Origin of the sequence: Algoriphagus algorifonticola (genome assembly GCF_007655305.1) — a bacterium.
Taxonomy (GTDB): Bacteria; Bacteroidota; Bacteroidia; order Cytophagales; family Cyclobacteriaceae; genus Algoriphagus; species Algoriphagus algorifonticola.
This window is the reverse complement of the sequence record NZ_VLOG01000054.1, coordinates 1-14,292: the sequence shown is the minus strand read 5'-3', so window position 1 is coordinate 14,292 and position 14,292 is coordinate 1. Positions and strand designations below refer to the sequence as shown.

The window sequence follows — 14,292 nt, the reverse complement described above, 5'->3', positions numbered from 1 at the left end:
CTTCATTCGAAGTTCGGTGTTCGATATTTTTTTTATTTACGATTTACGAATGAAGTTTTACGAGATTTTAAGGAACCTCAAACCTAGAAACTCAAGGTTGAGATTACTGATTAAAGGATTAAAGTCCAATTGAAGTCGTAAATCCAAAATCGTAAATCATACATTAAAAGGCTGCCATTTCCTCCAAACTCACCTTTCCCTCATAATAGGCTTTTCCAACAATTGCCCCATAGGCTCCGATTTTTTCCAACTCTTCCAAATCCTTGACTGATGAAACTCCTCCACTGGCTATCAGTTTCAAGTCTGGCATTTCTTCCAAAATCTCTCTATACAAATCCGTAGAAGGGCCTTGAAGTAAGCCATCTTTTGCTACGTCAGTACAGATCACATAGCGAACTCCCAATTGAAAATAAGACTGAATGAAAGGGATCAAATCCTGCTCAGTGGTCTCTTCCCAGCCGTGAATGGCGATTTTTCGGTCCTTTGCATCTGCTCCTAAAATGAGTTTTTCGGGCCCATAAGTGATGAGCCAGGATTTAAACATCTCAGGCTTCTTCACAGCTACCGAACCTCCAGTCACTTGAGAAGCGCCCAGATAAAAGGCTTTTTCAATTTCCTCCTCACTTTGAACTCCACCTCCAAAATCCACTTTGAGACTGGTTTTTTGGGTGATATCCAACAGCACCTGATCATTGACAATGCGTTTGGCTTTCGCTCCATCCAGATCTACTAAGTGAAGTCTTTGGATGCCTGCGTCTTCGAAACGCTTGGCCATTTCAACAGGATCATCGTGGTATTCTTTTTTGCTGCTATAATCGCCCTGACTAAGGCGAACGCACTTTCCATCTATAAGGTCTATTGCGGGGATGATGTACATAGGAGAATGAAAGATTTGAGCGTGTTGACGATTTACGAAATAAGATTTACGAGGTGAAAAGGAATCTCAATCCTTATATCAAGCAGGAATCCATTTGTAAAATACAGCTGATATAAAGAAAGACGTCGTAAATCATAATTTAGTTTAAATACTTAAGAAGTTAGAAAGTAGCTTCTCCCCAACGGTGCTGCTTTTCTCTGGGTGGGCTTGAATGGCCCAATAATTATCCCGATGGAGAATCGCCGCGAAATCATGGATATAATGAGTGGTAGCAATCGTCGCCTCGCTCAATTCTGCATAGTAGCTATGTACATAGTACAAAAACTGGGTATCTGGCAAACTTTTCAGTAAAGGATTATCAGCCAAATTCTCCAACTCATTCCAACCCACATGTGGAACTTTAAATTCCTGAGAATTTTCAGGGATAAAACGCTTGACCTTCACCGGAAAAATGCCAAGACAATCAGTATTATTTTCCTCTGAATGCTCGCAAAGCAACTGTAAACCCAAACAAACACCCAAAAATGGTTGCTTGATTTCCCGAATTAGTTGATCCAGCTTTCTGGCCTTTAAATAAGTCATCGCTGTACTTGCTTCTCCTTGACCTGGAAATATGACTTTATCGGCCTTTAAGATTTTCTCAGGATCGTCTGTGAGCTCGGCATTTGCTCCCAATCGCTCCAATGCATACAAGACCGACTGTACATTGCCGGAGTTGTATTTGATTACGGCTATTTTCATAAGTAAGAAGGAAGACCGGAGACGGAAGTAATCCATCAATCTCTAATCTTCCAACATTTTGATTTCTGTTTTATTTAAAGCCAAGTATTTTATTTCTGTAATCAGATCGGCTATCAGACAAAATTTCTTTTTCTCGTTTCTAGCCTCTCTTCTCTAGCTTCTCACTTCTCATTTCTCGCTTCTCGCTTCTTTAGTCAGCATCTCCTCCAAAACCGATTCAATTTCAGGAATGGAATTGTAGAGTTGCTCAAAGCTTTCGATGACAAAATATTTATCCTGGAATTTGTCTTTCCAGTATTCCTGATTCATAATTCGCTTGACATCATATGGGTAATGAGCAGGTTCATCGGACAAGGAAAATTTCGTCTCTCCTTTGGAGCTCAATATCCCTGCACCATAAATTTTAAGCTCCCCATTTTCTCTAATCAAGCCAAACTCAATGGTAAACCAATAAATCCTACTCAACAACTGAATCGCCCAAGGATTATCGATGTGCTTCAATGCAATTCCTGAAAGTTTTTCCAAGAAATCCACATAATGCTGATTAGTTAACATAGGCATATGAGCAAAAGCATCATGGAACATATCAGGTTCTTCCAGATAATCCAGCTGCTCCATTTTCCTAAGCCAAGTGGAAGAAGGAAATCTTCTGTTATTCAACAAACCAAAGAATAAATCATCGTCAATCAATCCAGGAACCACCTGCACTGCCCAACCGGTGGTATCTTTCAAGATTTGATTCAGTTCTTCAAAGTTTGCGATCTTATCCGCTGTGAAATTGACAATTTTTACCCCATCCAAATAAGCTTGTGAAGCTGCTTTAGGCAGATTTGGCATCTGTCTTTCGTATAAGATTTTCCAGACTTTAAAGTCTTCCTCGGTGTATGCCTCATAATCCTGTTTGAGATCCTGTAATCTCGGGTCGCTAAATACCCAGTCTTTTGGTTTATCAGTCATTTTATATTCGGGTTTATATATTTTCTAACTCTATTCCTTGATTTTAAGTTTTCCCAACCTGCTAACTTCAGTTATCCTGATACCTGGTATTCTGCCATCCTGCATCTCCTGAAGCAGGATTCATAACTGATCATGTTTCAAGATTCTTTCGGAAAAGCAGCTTAGCTCACATGAGCTTTTAAACAAAAAAGCCTACCCCAGAATTGGAATAGGCTTATTTATATGTTACCAAAAAACCATAACATTCCTATTCCTTCATTGGAGAGGATAATGAGAATGATGTACGTAGGTTCTTGGTGTTGGATTCACGATTTTAAATTATGCCTCGAATTTACACAATTTGATAGATTCCAAGCAAATTATTTTACAAGAGGTCAAACCTTTTCCGCATCGCAAAACTTTCCCGAATCCACGCAGCCAATCGTGCACTTTGCGCAAAATCCAAGGTTTGCTGTCCATCGGAATAGGCCTTTTCAGGAATCTCATGGGATTCATAGATGATACCATCCGCTCCAGACATTACACCTGCTAAGGCCATTTGCGGCACATAGGAACGAATTCCAATTCCATGAGAAGGGTCTACAATCACTGGAAGATGGGACTTGGCTTTCAAAATAGGAATCGCGTTCAAATCCAATGTATTTCTGGATGCCTTTTCATAAGTTCTGATCCCTCTTTCACACAAAATCAATTTTTCATTTCCTCCTGAAAATACATACTCAGCAGATTGCAAAAGCTCCTCGATGGTCCCGGAAATCCCACGCTTGATCATCACAGCTTTATCTACTTTCCCCAACTCATCAAGCAAATTGAAGTTTTGAGAGTTTCGGGCACCCACTTGATAAATATCCACATATGGGTACATTTCCTCGATTTGAGAAGTCTGCATGACCTCGGTCACTATCTTGATTCCGGCCTCGGAAGCGATATCATGCCATAACTTCAATCCATCAATTCCCATCCCTCTAAATGCATAGGGAGAAGTTCTTGGTTTAAACACACCTCCACGCATCATTCGAATACCATTCTCTACACAATGGGCAACTACCTTTCGAATTTGCTCTTCTGACTCTATGGAACAAGGACCGGTGATGATGGCCATTTCCCCATCCTTAATAAACACTCCATCTCCCAAATCCACTGATGTTGGCTTGGCTTTCCACTTTTTTGAGACCAGCTTATATTCATCTGATACAATATGGATATCCTTGATGCCATCGAGCTGGCCGATTTTGCGGATATCAAATTCATTTTTACCAATTCCAATCAGGTAATCTCCCAATTGTGTTTTTACTTCTGTAGTCTTATATCCGATTCCATTGACTTTTTCTATTAAAGTCTCTTTTTGCTTGGATGAAATATCGGGTTGTAATTGAATAATCATATCGATTTTTGATTTACGAAGTTCGATTTACGAGACTTCGGAGCTATCATGTTTAATTGAAAGGTGATTTTAGAATTAGGCAATTTTTCAATTCAGAACAGATTGAAGGTAAGCTTGGATATCTTGATTTAAATTTTTTGAGTCTTTGACAGTTTTGATAAAAGCAGAACCGATGATTGCTCCGTGACTGTACTTTGATGCGGTGGAGAAGGTTTCTGCATCTGAAATACCAAAACCAATCAGACGAGGGTTTTTAAGTCCCATCTCCTGAACACGTTTGAAGTAAGAAATTTGCTCCTCACTGATCCCACTCTTGGCTCCTGTAATCGAATGAGATGATACCATATAGATAAAGCCATCTGTATTCTGATCGATTTCAAGGATTCGCTTTTCAGAAGTTTGGGGAGAAATCAAAAAGGTATTTACCAATCCGTATTGCTCAAATACAGATTTGAATTCATCCAAATATTGCTGCATCGGCAGATCGGGAAGAATCAATCCATCGATTCCCACTTCCTGGCACTTTTTGCAAAATGCCTCCATGCCATACTGAATGATCGGGTTAAGATATCCCATCAATACCACCGGCAATTCAATTTTAGAACGGAAGCCTTCCAATTGCTGAAAAAGCTTTTTCAAACTCATACCGTTTTCCAAGGCAATTTGGTTACTATCCTGGATGGTAGGGCCATCCGCGATTGGGTCAGAGTAAGGAACACCGATTTCAATAATATCTGCTCCCCCTGCCTGTATAGCTTCCATGATGGACAAGGTATCTTCCAGTTTTGGAAATCCGGCTGTAAAATAAATGGAGAGTACCCGCTCCTGTTTGTTTTTGAATAAACTATGTATTCGGTTCATTTATTTTTTTGTTTGATGTCCCTTGTCCGATGTCCGATGAGTATTGCTGATATACATCGGTCATCTGACATCCGACTTGAATCAATAATTCCCCCACTTGATATAAGTGTCCAGATCTTTGTCACCTCTTCCTGAAAGATTGATCACTATTACATCATCCTTACGGAATTCTATCATATTCAGAGCATGAAGTGCATGGGCTGTTTCGATCGCAGGAATAATTCCCTCCAATCGACTCAGCTCTATCCCTGCTTTCATGGCATCCTCATCTTCCACAGCCACAAATTCTCCTCGTCCGATATCAAATAAATGAGCGTGAACGGGACCTATTCCAGGATAATCCAAGCCAGCAGAAATACTATGTGGCTCTACTACCTGCCCATCTTCCGTCTGCATCAATAAAGTTTTGGATCCATGTAAAATCCCCGGGGTACCTAAGGCTGTGGTGGCGGCGGATTTACCGGAACTCACACCCAATCCAGCGGCTTCAGCAGCAATCAGGCGAACCTCCGGAGTATTGTAGTAATGATAAAAAGCACCTGCAGCATTGGATCCACCTCCAACGCATGCTATAACTGCATCAGGATTTTCTCTTCCTTCTTTTTCTTTCAATTGCCACTTGATTTCCTCAGAAATCACGGACTGAAAGCGCGCAACCATTTCCGGATAAGGATGCGGTCCTACAACAGAGCCTATGATGTAATGAGTATCTACAGGATTATTAATCCACTGTCTCATAGCTTCGTTGGTGGCATCCTTCAATGTCTTAGAACCTGAAGTTGCCGGAACCACCTTAGCTCCCAAGATTTTCATACGCTCCACATTCGGGCGCTGTCTTTGGATATCCAGCTCACCCATGTAGACAGTACAATCCATTCCCATCAAAGCACAAACAGTAGCAGTTGCCACTCCGTGCTGACCTGCTCCTGTTTCGGCAATTATCCTTTTCTTGCCCAGCTTTTTGGCCAGAATAATCTGCCCTATGGTATTGTTGACCTTATGTGCCCCTGTATGGCACAAGTCTTCTCTCTTCAGGTAAATTTTTGCCCCGTATTTCTCAGAAAGACGAGATCCAAAGTATAAAGGGGTAGGACGGCCCACAAAATCCTTTAACAGCATCTGAAACTCCTTTTGAAAATCCTCTGAAGCTACAATGGCCTCATAATTATCGCGAAGTTCTTCGATGTTGGGATGCAACATTTCAGGAATATATGCTCCCCCAAACTTGCCATAAAAGCCCTTTTCGTCCACTCTGATCATATCTTCTCTAGGTTATGCTCTCTTTTCAGAAAGCAGATTTTGTTTAAATTCTTTCAGTTTTACTATATCCTTCAAGGCAGGACTAATTTCGAATTTGGAATTGAGGTCCACCCCTTTTAATTGCGGAACTTTTTCTGCCAAATCCCAGATCTCCTTAGCACTGTCTTGATCTATTCCTCCACTCAGTAAGAAGCTTTTGTTGAAGGGATAAGTTTCCAAATACTTCCAATCAAATTTTCTCCCTGAACCCCCATGTGCTTTGGTAGCTGTATCAAATAGAAACTTGTCCACTAGAGGAGCGTAAGGTTTTAAATCTTCCCAATCCAGCTCTTCCCCAACCGAAACCACTTTCCAAATCTCAACATCAGTCTTGGAGTTGATTTCTTCCACAAATTCGGGCGATTCCGATCCATGAAGCTGGATGGCAGCCAAGTCAAATTTCACTATTTTCTCCAAAATTTCAGGGATGCTTTCATTAACAAATACCCCTACTTTGGGAACATTCATTTCAGAGATTTGAGGTGCGAGACTATCCTCTACATACCTGGGTGATTTGGGATAGAATATCAACCCCATCCAATCCGGTCTGACTTCTGCTATCAAACCCCGGATGTTTTCACTTTCCCGCATCCCACAAACCTTGATCTCCATTAAGCTTTCTGAAATTCTGTAGCCGAAGCCAATTTCTGGTAATCCTTGATGAAATTATAAGCAGCCTGCTCCGGTCTGCTGGATTTCATGAAATTTTCTCCAATCAAAAATCCATCAAAACCTGCTTTCTTCAATTTTATCAACGTATTAGGATCCGAAATTCCGCTTTCTGAAATCTTGATAAATGAAGAAGGAATCTTATCAACCAACTCGAGTGAGGTGTCAATACTGACTTCAAAAGTCTTTAGATTTCTATTGTTCACCCCAATCAAATCTACTCCATCATTGATACTTTGAGCCAACTCATCTCCATCATGTACTTCCAGCAGTACTTCCAAGCCTAAACTCTTAGCAAAGTAGGCTAGGGACTTTAATTTCTCAGGTTCCAAAGCAGCCGCAATCAATAAGATACAATCAGCTCCGATGGATTTTGCTTCAATGATCTGATATTCGTCTACCACGAAATCCTTTCTCAGAATAGGGCAAAAATTGAACTTCCTCGCAATTTTCAAATCCTCATTGCTGCCTCCGAAATAATCCTTGTCTGTTAAAATGGACAAAGCAGAAGCTCCCGCCTGCATATAACCGATACTGACGGTTTCCACAGAAGCAGCTCCGTTGATCATTCCTTTGGAAGGTGATTTTCTTTTAAACTCTGATATAATCCCAGACTTTTCCGGATGGGTGACATACTTTTTCATGGAAACTACTTTTCCCTCGAAAAAGGTACTCTTTTCCAGAAGCTTGACAGGAACCAAGCTTTTTCGCTCGGCTACTTCTTTATATTTATCTGCGATAATTTTTTCTAAAATATTCATATTCAATTATTAAGCGAATGAAATTGAGGTTTTAGGATTGACCAGACTTTTGAAAACCTCCAAGGCTTTACGACTCAGCAAGACCTGCTCTGCCTGTGCAATGGCTTCTGGGAAGGATAAATTAGAATCAGCGGTTACTAAAGCCGCAGCTGAATTGGCAATAACCACTTCGTTTTGGGCTTTGGTTCCTTTACCCTTCAAGATATTTTCAAAGATTTTAGCGGATTCTTCTACCGTCTCTCCACCTTTGATAGACTCAGCCTTCAATCTGGATAAACCTATTTGCTCTGGCTTAAAGAGTTTTTCTCCCGAATTGGATATCATTTTAAAATCCCCAGTCAAAGAAATTTCATCATACCCATCCAATGCATGTAAGATGGAAAATTGGGCTTCGCTTTCCTGATAGAGGTATGCATACAACCTAGCCAGCTCAAGACTAAAAACTCCCACCAATTGCTTTTTCGGAAAACTAGGATTAACCATTGGTCCCAGCATATTGAAGAACGTTTTGACACCCAATTCTTTTCTGATCGGGGCAACATTTTTCATGGCCGGATGAAAAAGCGGGGCATGCAAAAAGCAAATCCCTGCTTCATCCAGCGATCTTCTGATTTCGCTGATATCATTGGTGAAATCATAGCCGAAATAAGCTAGTAGATTAGAGGAACCACAGATGGAAGAAACACCGGTATTTCCATGTTTGGCAACATTTTGACCGGCTCCGGCTACTATAAATGAGGACAAGGTGGAAATATTAAATGTATCCTTCCCATCCCCACCTGTTCCGCAGAGGTCCATGGCATCGTATTCAGAGATTTCAACCGGAATACAAAGCTCGAGCATGGCTTCCCTAAAGCCTTTCAACTCCTCCACAGTAATGGAGCGCATCAAGTACACGGTCATGAAAGAGGCTACCTGAGAAGAATTGTAAGCACCTGAAGCCAGATTTTTCAATACCTCTCGGGCCTGAGCCTGGGTTAATGTTTTATGTTCAATAAGGAGATTGAGTATCTCTTTCATCTGTTTATAATTTAATTTTTTATGGTCAGATGGAATGCCCTGATTAATCATTCCCTTGCGTGAGGAGCTATTCTCATGGGCATTTCATAGCAATATTATTTGGGGATCAAAACCTTGATTATCAAGATTCCAGCCAGTTTTTAATGATTTGAGTGCCATGTTCAGTCAGAATGCTTTCAGGATGAAACTGAACTCCACGAACGGCAAACTGTTTGTGTCGCACGGCCATGATCTGTTGATCGGGTGTACGGGCAATCACCTCCAGGTCTTGAGAAAGGGTGGATTCATCTATTACCCAGGAATGATATCTACCAATACTAAAAGTATCGGAGATTCCTTCGAAAAGCAAGTCCTTCTGAGTTTTTACCTGAGAAGAAACTCCATGGAGCACCTCGGACAAATTAATCAGACTGCCTCCAAAGGCCTCACCTATCGCCTGATGTCCCAGGCACACTCCCAAAATAGACTTACTGGAAGCATATTTTTTCAATAGCTCCGGCATAATCCCGGCTTCAGATGGAACACCAGGACCCGGAGAGAGCAAAATTTTATCATATTGATCCACCTCATCCAGACTGATTTTATCATTTCTGAAAATATCCATCTGCGCTCCATAACCCAGCTTTCTAACCAGATAAACCAGGTTATACGTAAAGGAATCGTAATTATCGAGTACCAGGATTTTCATATCTGTTCTGCTGCTCTAAGTGCTACTCTCAATGCTTCCAGCTTATTCGCCACTTCCTGCAATTCTGATGGAATGGAAGACTTGGCTACTACTCCTGCACCTGCCTGAAATCGTAATTGATTGTTTTCGGAGACAAAAGAGCGGATTAAAATCGCATGATTGAAGTCTCCATTGAATCCTAGGTAACCGATAGCTCCACCGTAAAACTGTCGACTCACATTCTCAAGCTGATCTATCAATTGCATGGCTCTATATTTAGGCGCTCCGCTCAAGGTTCCTGCAGGAAAAGTATCCGCTACCAGCTGAAGAGGATTGGCTCCATCAGGCAACTCTCCCGTAACTTTGGACACCAAATGAATCACATGAGAGTAATATTGAATCTCTTTGAAAACATCTACATTGACCACATCCGAAGATCTGGAAAGATCATTTCTAGCCAAATCCACCAACATGACATGTTCAGAATTTTCCTTTGGATCGTCATATAGTTTTCTCGCCAAAGCAGCATCCTCCTGATCATTCCCAGTCCTTCTGAAAGTACCTGCGATAGGAAAAATGGTTGCTTTCTTATTTTTGACGACGATCTGGGCCTCCGGAGAGCTGCCAAAAACCTTGAAGGAACCATAATCAAAATAGAAAAGATAAGGCGATGGATTGACGGAACGGAGTGCCCGATACACATTAAATTCATCCCCTTTAAATTCAGTAGTGAATCTTCTAGAAACTACAATTTGAAATACATCCCCACGGAAGCAATGTTCCCTTCCCTGATTCAAAACTTTCAAAAACTCCTCATCTGTATAATTTGATACTTCTTCACCTATTTTTTTGAAGGTGTAGGCAGGAATATTCTTATTGTTCAGAAGCTGCTCGATTTCCTCCAAATATTCCGGGTTTTCAGCTCCGGGAACTCTATGCTCAAATAAGTGCAATTCATTTTTATAATGATCCACTACGATAATGTTTTGATACATGGCATAATGCATCATCGGAGTTTCTGATTCTTGGGTCTTCTCGAGTTTAATATCTTCAAACCAGCCCACTGTATCGTATTGTATGTAGCCAAAAAGTCCGTTGGTACTAAACTTAAATTTATCTGGAGAAGGGTCGAATCTATTTCCAAATGCTCTTAGGGAATCCATCAAAGGCTTTTGGGAGCTTACCTCGTAATGATTTTCATCTCCATTAGGTAGCTTTTCCTGTACTTTTCCGGCATTGAATGAAAAAGTGGCCAATGGGTTAAAACAGATATAGGAATAGCTGTTTTCCTGCCCATGATAATCAGAGCTTTCCAATAAAATCGGATTGGCAAATCTATCCCTGATTTGTAAATAAATACTTACCGGGGTGATGGTATCCGCCAGCCTTTTGCGGTAAGTAGTTAAAATCGGAAATTTTACGTGGTTCATTCGTGGTTAAATTTTGGCATAAAAAAAGGCTTACCGGGAAGTCCAGTAAGCCAATTATATCTTCTTGCATTCAATTTTAGGCAAGGGCTTTCTGTGCTTTCCCCGGGAAAGATTCAAAATGCCACCACCAGTATTTGTTTGCTATCGTTTTCATATCGTTTGGCAAATTTAGGGATGGAAAGCAAAAGGCAAAATCCATTTGTAAAAAAATCAACTTAATTTTGAAGAAAATTTAATTTTTAAAAAAATGGCAAAGGCAATCGCACAATATTTCAAGCGGATTTTTGACGATTATCAAGTTTTGGTGATGGTCAATCCCTCCGATTTTACCGGAACAGAGTTGATTTTACATCCGGATGGAAAGGTAGAAAAGACGGAAATGGAATTCGACGAGGAAATTTTCGAAGATCTTGCCGAGGATGAGTTTCAGACTTGCAGCCCCTTGGAGTTTCAGCTTTTATTGGCAAAGTCATAAAAGTAACCCCAAACAATTTGCTTGGGGTTTTTATGTTTTTTTACTTCTTCATATATCCTTCCCTAATAGACTTAAACTCGGAGCCGGGTTTCCAAGCTGGCCATTGATTAGAATTAGCCAGATTTTGTCCGATGTTGTATAGAAGTTGTACATCGTCAACGGCACCATCCAAATTCCATCGACTGGAATCATATTCATCTGAAGGCTTGTGATAATATTCAGCTGTATATTGATCCTGAAGCTCTTTTCCATACTCTTTCCCTTTTTCTACATGGTCGATACCTGTATGAAAATACAAAGCAGGGACTCCAACTTTAGCAAAATTGAAATGATCTGAGCGGAAATAATAACCAGCAACCGGATTAGGTTCCGGCGCAGAATAACGCCCTAATTTTTCTAATTCCACATCTAATAATTCCTCCATTTCAGACTGCCCAACTCCTATTACTGAAACATCTTTCATTTTGCCATAGGGATTAATTCCATCCATATTGATATTGGCCACAGTTTTTTCCAGAGGATAAATCGGATTTTGAGCATAATAAGCAGAACCCCAAAGTCCCTGTTCCTCTGCGGTTACCGCCAAGAAAATCACCGATCGATTAGGAGTCTTGGATTCTTTGAATGCTTTTGCCAAGGCTAAAAGTGCTGCCGTACCAGATGCATTGTCCAAAGCCCCATTATAAATACTATCTCCACTTGCATCAGGTTTGCCCACTCCCAAGTGATCCCAATGGGCAGTATAAACAATGTATTCATCCGGATTTTGTTCACCTGTCAATTTAGCGACCACGTTTTGGGAAGTATTGTAGGTTGCCTCCACCTTCAAAGAAGAACTTGCCTTGAGATTTAATGGAATTGCCTGAAAGTCCGGTTTTCTCGCTTTTGCCAGCAATTCTCTTTCGTTCAAACCTGCCATTTCAAAAAGCCTATTGGCAGTAGGCAAAGTAACCCAGCCTTCAAATGCCAACTTATACCCTTCCTTTCCGCGATCATCCAAATAAAGCTTGGATGAATTCCAAGAGTTTTGAATCACATTGAATCCATAACCAGCTGGGATAGTATTATGAACAATCAAACATCCCAAAGCTCCCTGACGGATGGCCTCTTCATATTTATAAGTCCACCTTCCATAATAAGTCATGGTATTCCCTTTGAAAAAAGATGCATCTTCTGTTCCGAACCCTGGATCATTGACCAACACGACAACGATCTTATCTTTCACATCAATATTTTTATAATCATCCCAACCGTATTCAGGAGCTACTATCCCAAATCCGGCAAATACCATTTCGGCATCCTGAAAACTGACCGCTGAGTCTGTCCTTTGGGTCCAAAAAACATAGTCCTGCAAGCCATTTAAGGAAATTTTTTCTTTGGCAGATTGTATTTCCATGGTTTCTGATGGCTGGGTCAAAATAGATACCATGGGTACTTCTTGAATGTAGGAATCTCCATTTCCGGGCTCCAAACCTATTTTCTGAAATTCGTTGACCAGGTAAGCCACGGTCTTTTCCTCTCCTTCTGTGAAAGGCATGCGACCTAAAAAGTAATCAGAGGAAAGTGTATCGATATGAGACTCGATATCCGAAGTAGTAAACTGATAATCCTTTTGAGGGGAGTTACAGGAAACGGCTAATGCTATGCCTGTAATCAAGAATAGAAATTTATATCTCATGGGTTTTAATTTATTTATGGTTCAAACTTTAGATATCTTCCAAAAATGAAAGATGATATCCAATATAGGGAATTTGTTTCCTGGATTCTCTAGGCTGTTTATTTACTGCTTGCCTTTCCTCCCCCACCAAAGAGAATTCCAGCTCCTAAAACAAAACCTAGATCATACCAAACGCCTGAATTATTGACTGCATACATGGCTATATCATCAAAAAATATACTGAGAACAAAACTGATGGGTGCTATGATTCCATGCCATAAACCTCCGAAAAAGCCATAGTTTTCAGAATCTAGGCAATCATCCAAAGGCAGAGATTCAGCACAAGAACTAAGGATTAAAATCAATCCAAGCACAATGAGGGTATGCCGTGTTCAATTCATAAATGCAACACCTAATTTTTGTTTGAGTTTTTGTAATGGACTAAGGTAATCAAACTTTCTAACGGGTCTGTTATTGATTTTTAATTCTATGGATTGAATTTGTTCCACCGAGTACTGATTCAGGTCTGTTCCTTTGGGTAAAAAAGCCCTGATCAATCCAATTCTGTTTTCCACCGTTCCTTTATCCTGAGACGTATAGGGCCTTGTAAAAAAGGTTGGCAGGTTGAATTTATCCCTGATTCGATGGTGGTTTGCGAAGGCTTTGTCATTATCGAACGTGATTGACTTAAAAAATGAGGCGCCAATCCGTTCGATTCTTCTGGTTATTTTCTGTTCAATGACATCGGCGTTCTTACCCTCTAACTTTTCCAACGTGGTGATTAAAGTAGCCCGGTCTACCAGTACCAGAAGTGCCGATTGATGGTTTTTACCCATCATCAGATCCACTTCAATATCACCGATCCGCTGCCTCTGCTCCACTACGGGAGGCCTTTTTTCAATGGAAACTCTTTCTTTGATCAGTCCTCTGGAATCCCTGTAATTACCTCTTTTACGTTTTCTTTTACCGTGTCTGAGATGTTTGTATAATCCTCTATCCTTCCTGAACTGCCAATGGTTACTTTTTTTTGCCAGCCAGATCCATTGGTAGAGGGTCTCATGGGACACTCCCGGTTGGCCATTGACTCTCCACCTGGCGGCAATCAGTTCCGGACTCAGTTTTTCATCTTCCAGCCAGATTCTGCTCTGCTCCTTCATTACCTCGGTAAACCGTCTGTGTTTGGGTTTGTATTTATGGCGTTCTTGAGCCCGGTTCATTGCTATGCGTGCTGAGTAATTTCCTGCACTACGTCCCCGTTTCCCAGTGTTTCTTTTCAGTTCCCTACTGATGGTACTTTTGTGTACGCCGACCCGACAGGCTATTGCAGTTTGACTGAATCCCTCTTTGTTTAAAACCTCGATTTGATATCTTTGCTCTAGGCTGAGCTGATTGAATTTTTGCATGTCAACACTAATTTAATTATTCAGCCTAAGGAAGGAAGCCTAGGCTTCCTTCCTTAAACTATTAGTGTTGCAATTATTACTTGAATCTGGG

Annotated in this window: 15 protein-coding genes; 1 reads left to right on the top strand and 14 read right to left on the bottom strand. The window is 40.8% G+C overall.

Going from position 1 to position 14,292, the window contains the following annotated elements; translation table 11 throughout:
- Positions 1–163 precede the first annotated feature (163 nt).
- The 11 genes from hisA to FL972_RS14670 form a co-directional block, all read right to left on the bottom strand.
- Positions 164–877, bottom strand: a complete 714-nt coding sequence (gene hisA, locus FL972_RS14720) for a 1-(5-phosphoribosyl)-5-[(5-phosphoribosylamino)methylideneamino]imidazole-4-carboxamide isomerase (RefSeq protein WP_144606429.1) — start codon at positions 875–877, stop codon at positions 164–166.
- A 144-nt stretch (positions 878–1,021) separates the two neighbouring features.
- On the bottom strand, positions 1,022–1,618 hold the full coding sequence (hisH, locus tag FL972_RS14715; RefSeq protein ID WP_144606427.1) for an imidazole glycerol phosphate synthase subunit HisH: 597 nt from the start codon (positions 1,616–1,618) through the stop codon (positions 1,022–1,024).
- Positions 1,619–1,786: 168 nt separating this feature from the next.
- Complete coding sequence (locus FL972_RS14710; protein WP_144606424.1) at positions 1,787–2,575, bottom strand: phenylalanine 4-monooxygenase; 789 nt, start codon at positions 2,573–2,575, stop codon at positions 1,787–1,789.
- Between the two features lie 364 nt (positions 2,576–2,939).
- Positions 2,940–3,959, bottom strand: a complete 1,020-nt coding sequence (aroF, locus tag FL972_RS14705) for a 3-deoxy-7-phosphoheptulonate synthase (RefSeq protein WP_144606422.1) — start codon at positions 3,957–3,959, stop codon at positions 2,940–2,942.
- Positions 3,960–4,046: 87 nt separating this feature from the next.
- The gene (gene trpA, locus FL972_RS14700) at positions 4,047–4,820 is read right to left on the bottom strand and encodes a tryptophan synthase subunit alpha (RefSeq protein WP_144606420.1); all 774 of its coding nucleotides are present in this window, start codon (positions 4,818–4,820) and stop codon (positions 4,047–4,049) included.
- An 81-nt stretch (positions 4,821–4,901) separates the two neighbouring features.
- Positions 4,902–6,080: a tryptophan synthase subunit beta gene (trpB, locus tag FL972_RS14695; protein WP_144606418.1), complete on the bottom strand. Its 1,179-nt coding sequence runs from the start codon at positions 6,078–6,080 to the stop codon at positions 4,902–4,904.
- 12 nt (positions 6,081–6,092) lie between these two features.
- A complete protein-coding gene (locus tag FL972_RS14690; RefSeq protein ID WP_144606416.1) occupies positions 6,093–6,731 on the bottom strand; it encodes a phosphoribosylanthranilate isomerase in 639 nt (212 codons plus the stop codon).
- Positions 6,731–7,549, bottom strand: coding sequence for an indole-3-glycerol phosphate synthase TrpC (gene trpC, locus FL972_RS14685; RefSeq protein WP_144606414.1), 819 nt, complete (start codon positions 7,547–7,549; stop codon positions 6,731–6,733). The genes FL972_RS14690 and trpC overlap by 1 nt, the downstream gene beginning before the upstream one ends.
- Before the next feature lie 9 nt (positions 7,550–7,558).
- Positions 7,559–8,569, bottom strand: coding sequence for an anthranilate phosphoribosyltransferase (gene trpD / locus FL972_RS14680; protein WP_144606412.1), 1,011 nt, complete (start codon positions 8,567–8,569; stop codon positions 7,559–7,561).
- Between the two features lie 121 nt (positions 8,570–8,690).
- On the bottom strand, positions 8,691–9,257 hold the full coding sequence (locus FL972_RS14675) for an anthranilate synthase component II (RefSeq protein WP_144606410.1): 567 nt from the start codon (positions 9,255–9,257) through the stop codon (positions 8,691–8,693).
- Positions 9,254–10,666, bottom strand: coding sequence for an anthranilate synthase component I family protein (locus FL972_RS14670; protein ID WP_144606408.1), 1,413 nt, complete (start codon positions 10,664–10,666; stop codon positions 9,254–9,256). The genes FL972_RS14675 and FL972_RS14670 overlap by 4 nt, the downstream gene beginning before the upstream one ends.
- Positions 10,667–10,913: 247 nt before the next feature.
- Here FL972_RS14670 and FL972_RS14665 point away from each other — a divergent pair, with 247 nt between their 5' ends.
- Positions 10,914–11,141: a hypothetical protein gene (locus tag FL972_RS14665; protein ID WP_144606406.1), complete on the top strand. Its 228-nt coding sequence runs from the start codon at positions 10,914–10,916 to the stop codon at positions 11,139–11,141.
- Positions 11,142–11,181: 40 nt separating this feature from the next.
- Here FL972_RS14665 and FL972_RS14660 read toward each other — a convergent pair whose 3' ends face one another.
- The 3 genes from FL972_RS14660 to FL972_RS14650 all read right to left on the bottom strand — a co-directional run bounded on the left by FL972_RS14660 (position 11,182) and on the right by FL972_RS14650 (position 14,201).
- The gene (locus FL972_RS14660; protein ID WP_144606404.1) at positions 11,182–12,819 is read right to left on the bottom strand and encodes a M28 family metallopeptidase; all 1,638 of its coding nucleotides are present in this window, start codon (positions 12,817–12,819) and stop codon (positions 11,182–11,184) included.
- A gap of 98 nt (positions 12,820–12,917) precedes the next feature.
- Positions 12,918–13,124, bottom strand: a complete 207-nt coding sequence (locus tag FL972_RS14655; RefSeq protein ID WP_186300124.1) for a hypothetical protein — start codon at positions 13,122–13,124, stop codon at positions 12,918–12,920.
- Positions 13,125–13,190: 66 nt separating this feature from the next.
- Entirely contained in the window at positions 13,191–14,201 is a 1,011-nt protein-coding gene (locus FL972_RS14650; RefSeq protein ID WP_144602280.1) for an IS30 family transposase, read from the bottom strand.
- Positions 14,202–14,292 lie beyond the last annotated feature (91 nt).

What these genes read in the sequence shown, in the direction of transcription:
- aroF (WP_144606422.1), bottom strand. Translation starts at nt 3,959, where the DNA reads ATGATTATTCAATTACAACCCGATATTTCATCCAAGCAAAAAGAGACT.
- FL972_RS14670 (WP_144606408.1), bottom strand. Translation starts at nt 10,666, where the DNA reads ATGAACCACGTAAAATTTCCGATTTTAACTACTTACCGCAAAAGGCTG.
- FL972_RS14650 (WP_144602280.1), bottom strand. Translation starts at nt 14,201, where the DNA reads ATGCAAAAATTCAATCAGCTCAGCCTAGAGCAAAGATATCAAATCGAG.
- hisH (WP_144606427.1), bottom strand. Translation starts at nt 1,618, where the DNA reads ATGAAAATAGCCGTAATCAAATACAACTCCGGCAATGTACAGTCGGTC.
- FL972_RS14665 (WP_144606406.1), top strand. Translation starts at nt 10,914, where the DNA reads ATGGCAAAGGCAATCGCACAATATTTCAAGCGGATTTTTGACGATTAT.
- trpB (WP_144606418.1), bottom strand. Translation starts at nt 6,080, where the DNA reads ATGATCAGAGTGGACGAAAAGGGCTTTTATGGCAAGTTTGGGGGAGCA.
- hisA (WP_144606429.1), bottom strand. Translation starts at nt 877, where the DNA reads ATGTACATCATCCCCGCAATAGACCTTATAGATGGAAAGTGCGTTCGC.
- FL972_RS14690 (WP_144606416.1), bottom strand. Translation starts at nt 6,731, where the DNA reads ATGGAGATCAAGGTTTGTGGGATGCGGGAAAGTGAAAACATCCGGGGT.
- trpC (WP_144606414.1), bottom strand. Translation starts at nt 7,549, where the DNA reads ATGAATATTTTAGAAAAAATTATCGCAGATAAATATAAAGAAGTAGCC.
- FL972_RS14675 (WP_144606410.1), bottom strand. Translation starts at nt 9,257, where the DNA reads ATGAAAATCCTGGTACTCGATAATTACGATTCCTTTACGTATAACCTG.
- trpD (WP_144606412.1), bottom strand. Translation starts at nt 8,569, where the DNA reads ATGAAAGAGATACTCAATCTCCTTATTGAACATAAAACATTAACCCAG.
- FL972_RS14660 (WP_144606404.1), bottom strand. Translation starts at nt 12,819, where the DNA reads ATGAGATATAAATTTCTATTCTTGATTACAGGCATAGCATTAGCCGTT.
- FL972_RS14710 (WP_144606424.1), bottom strand. Translation starts at nt 2,575, where the DNA reads ATGACTGATAAACCAAAAGACTGGGTATTTAGCGACCCGAGATTACAG.
- trpA (WP_144606420.1), bottom strand. Translation starts at nt 4,820, where the DNA reads ATGAACCGAATACATAGTTTATTCAAAAACAAACAGGAGCGGGTACTC.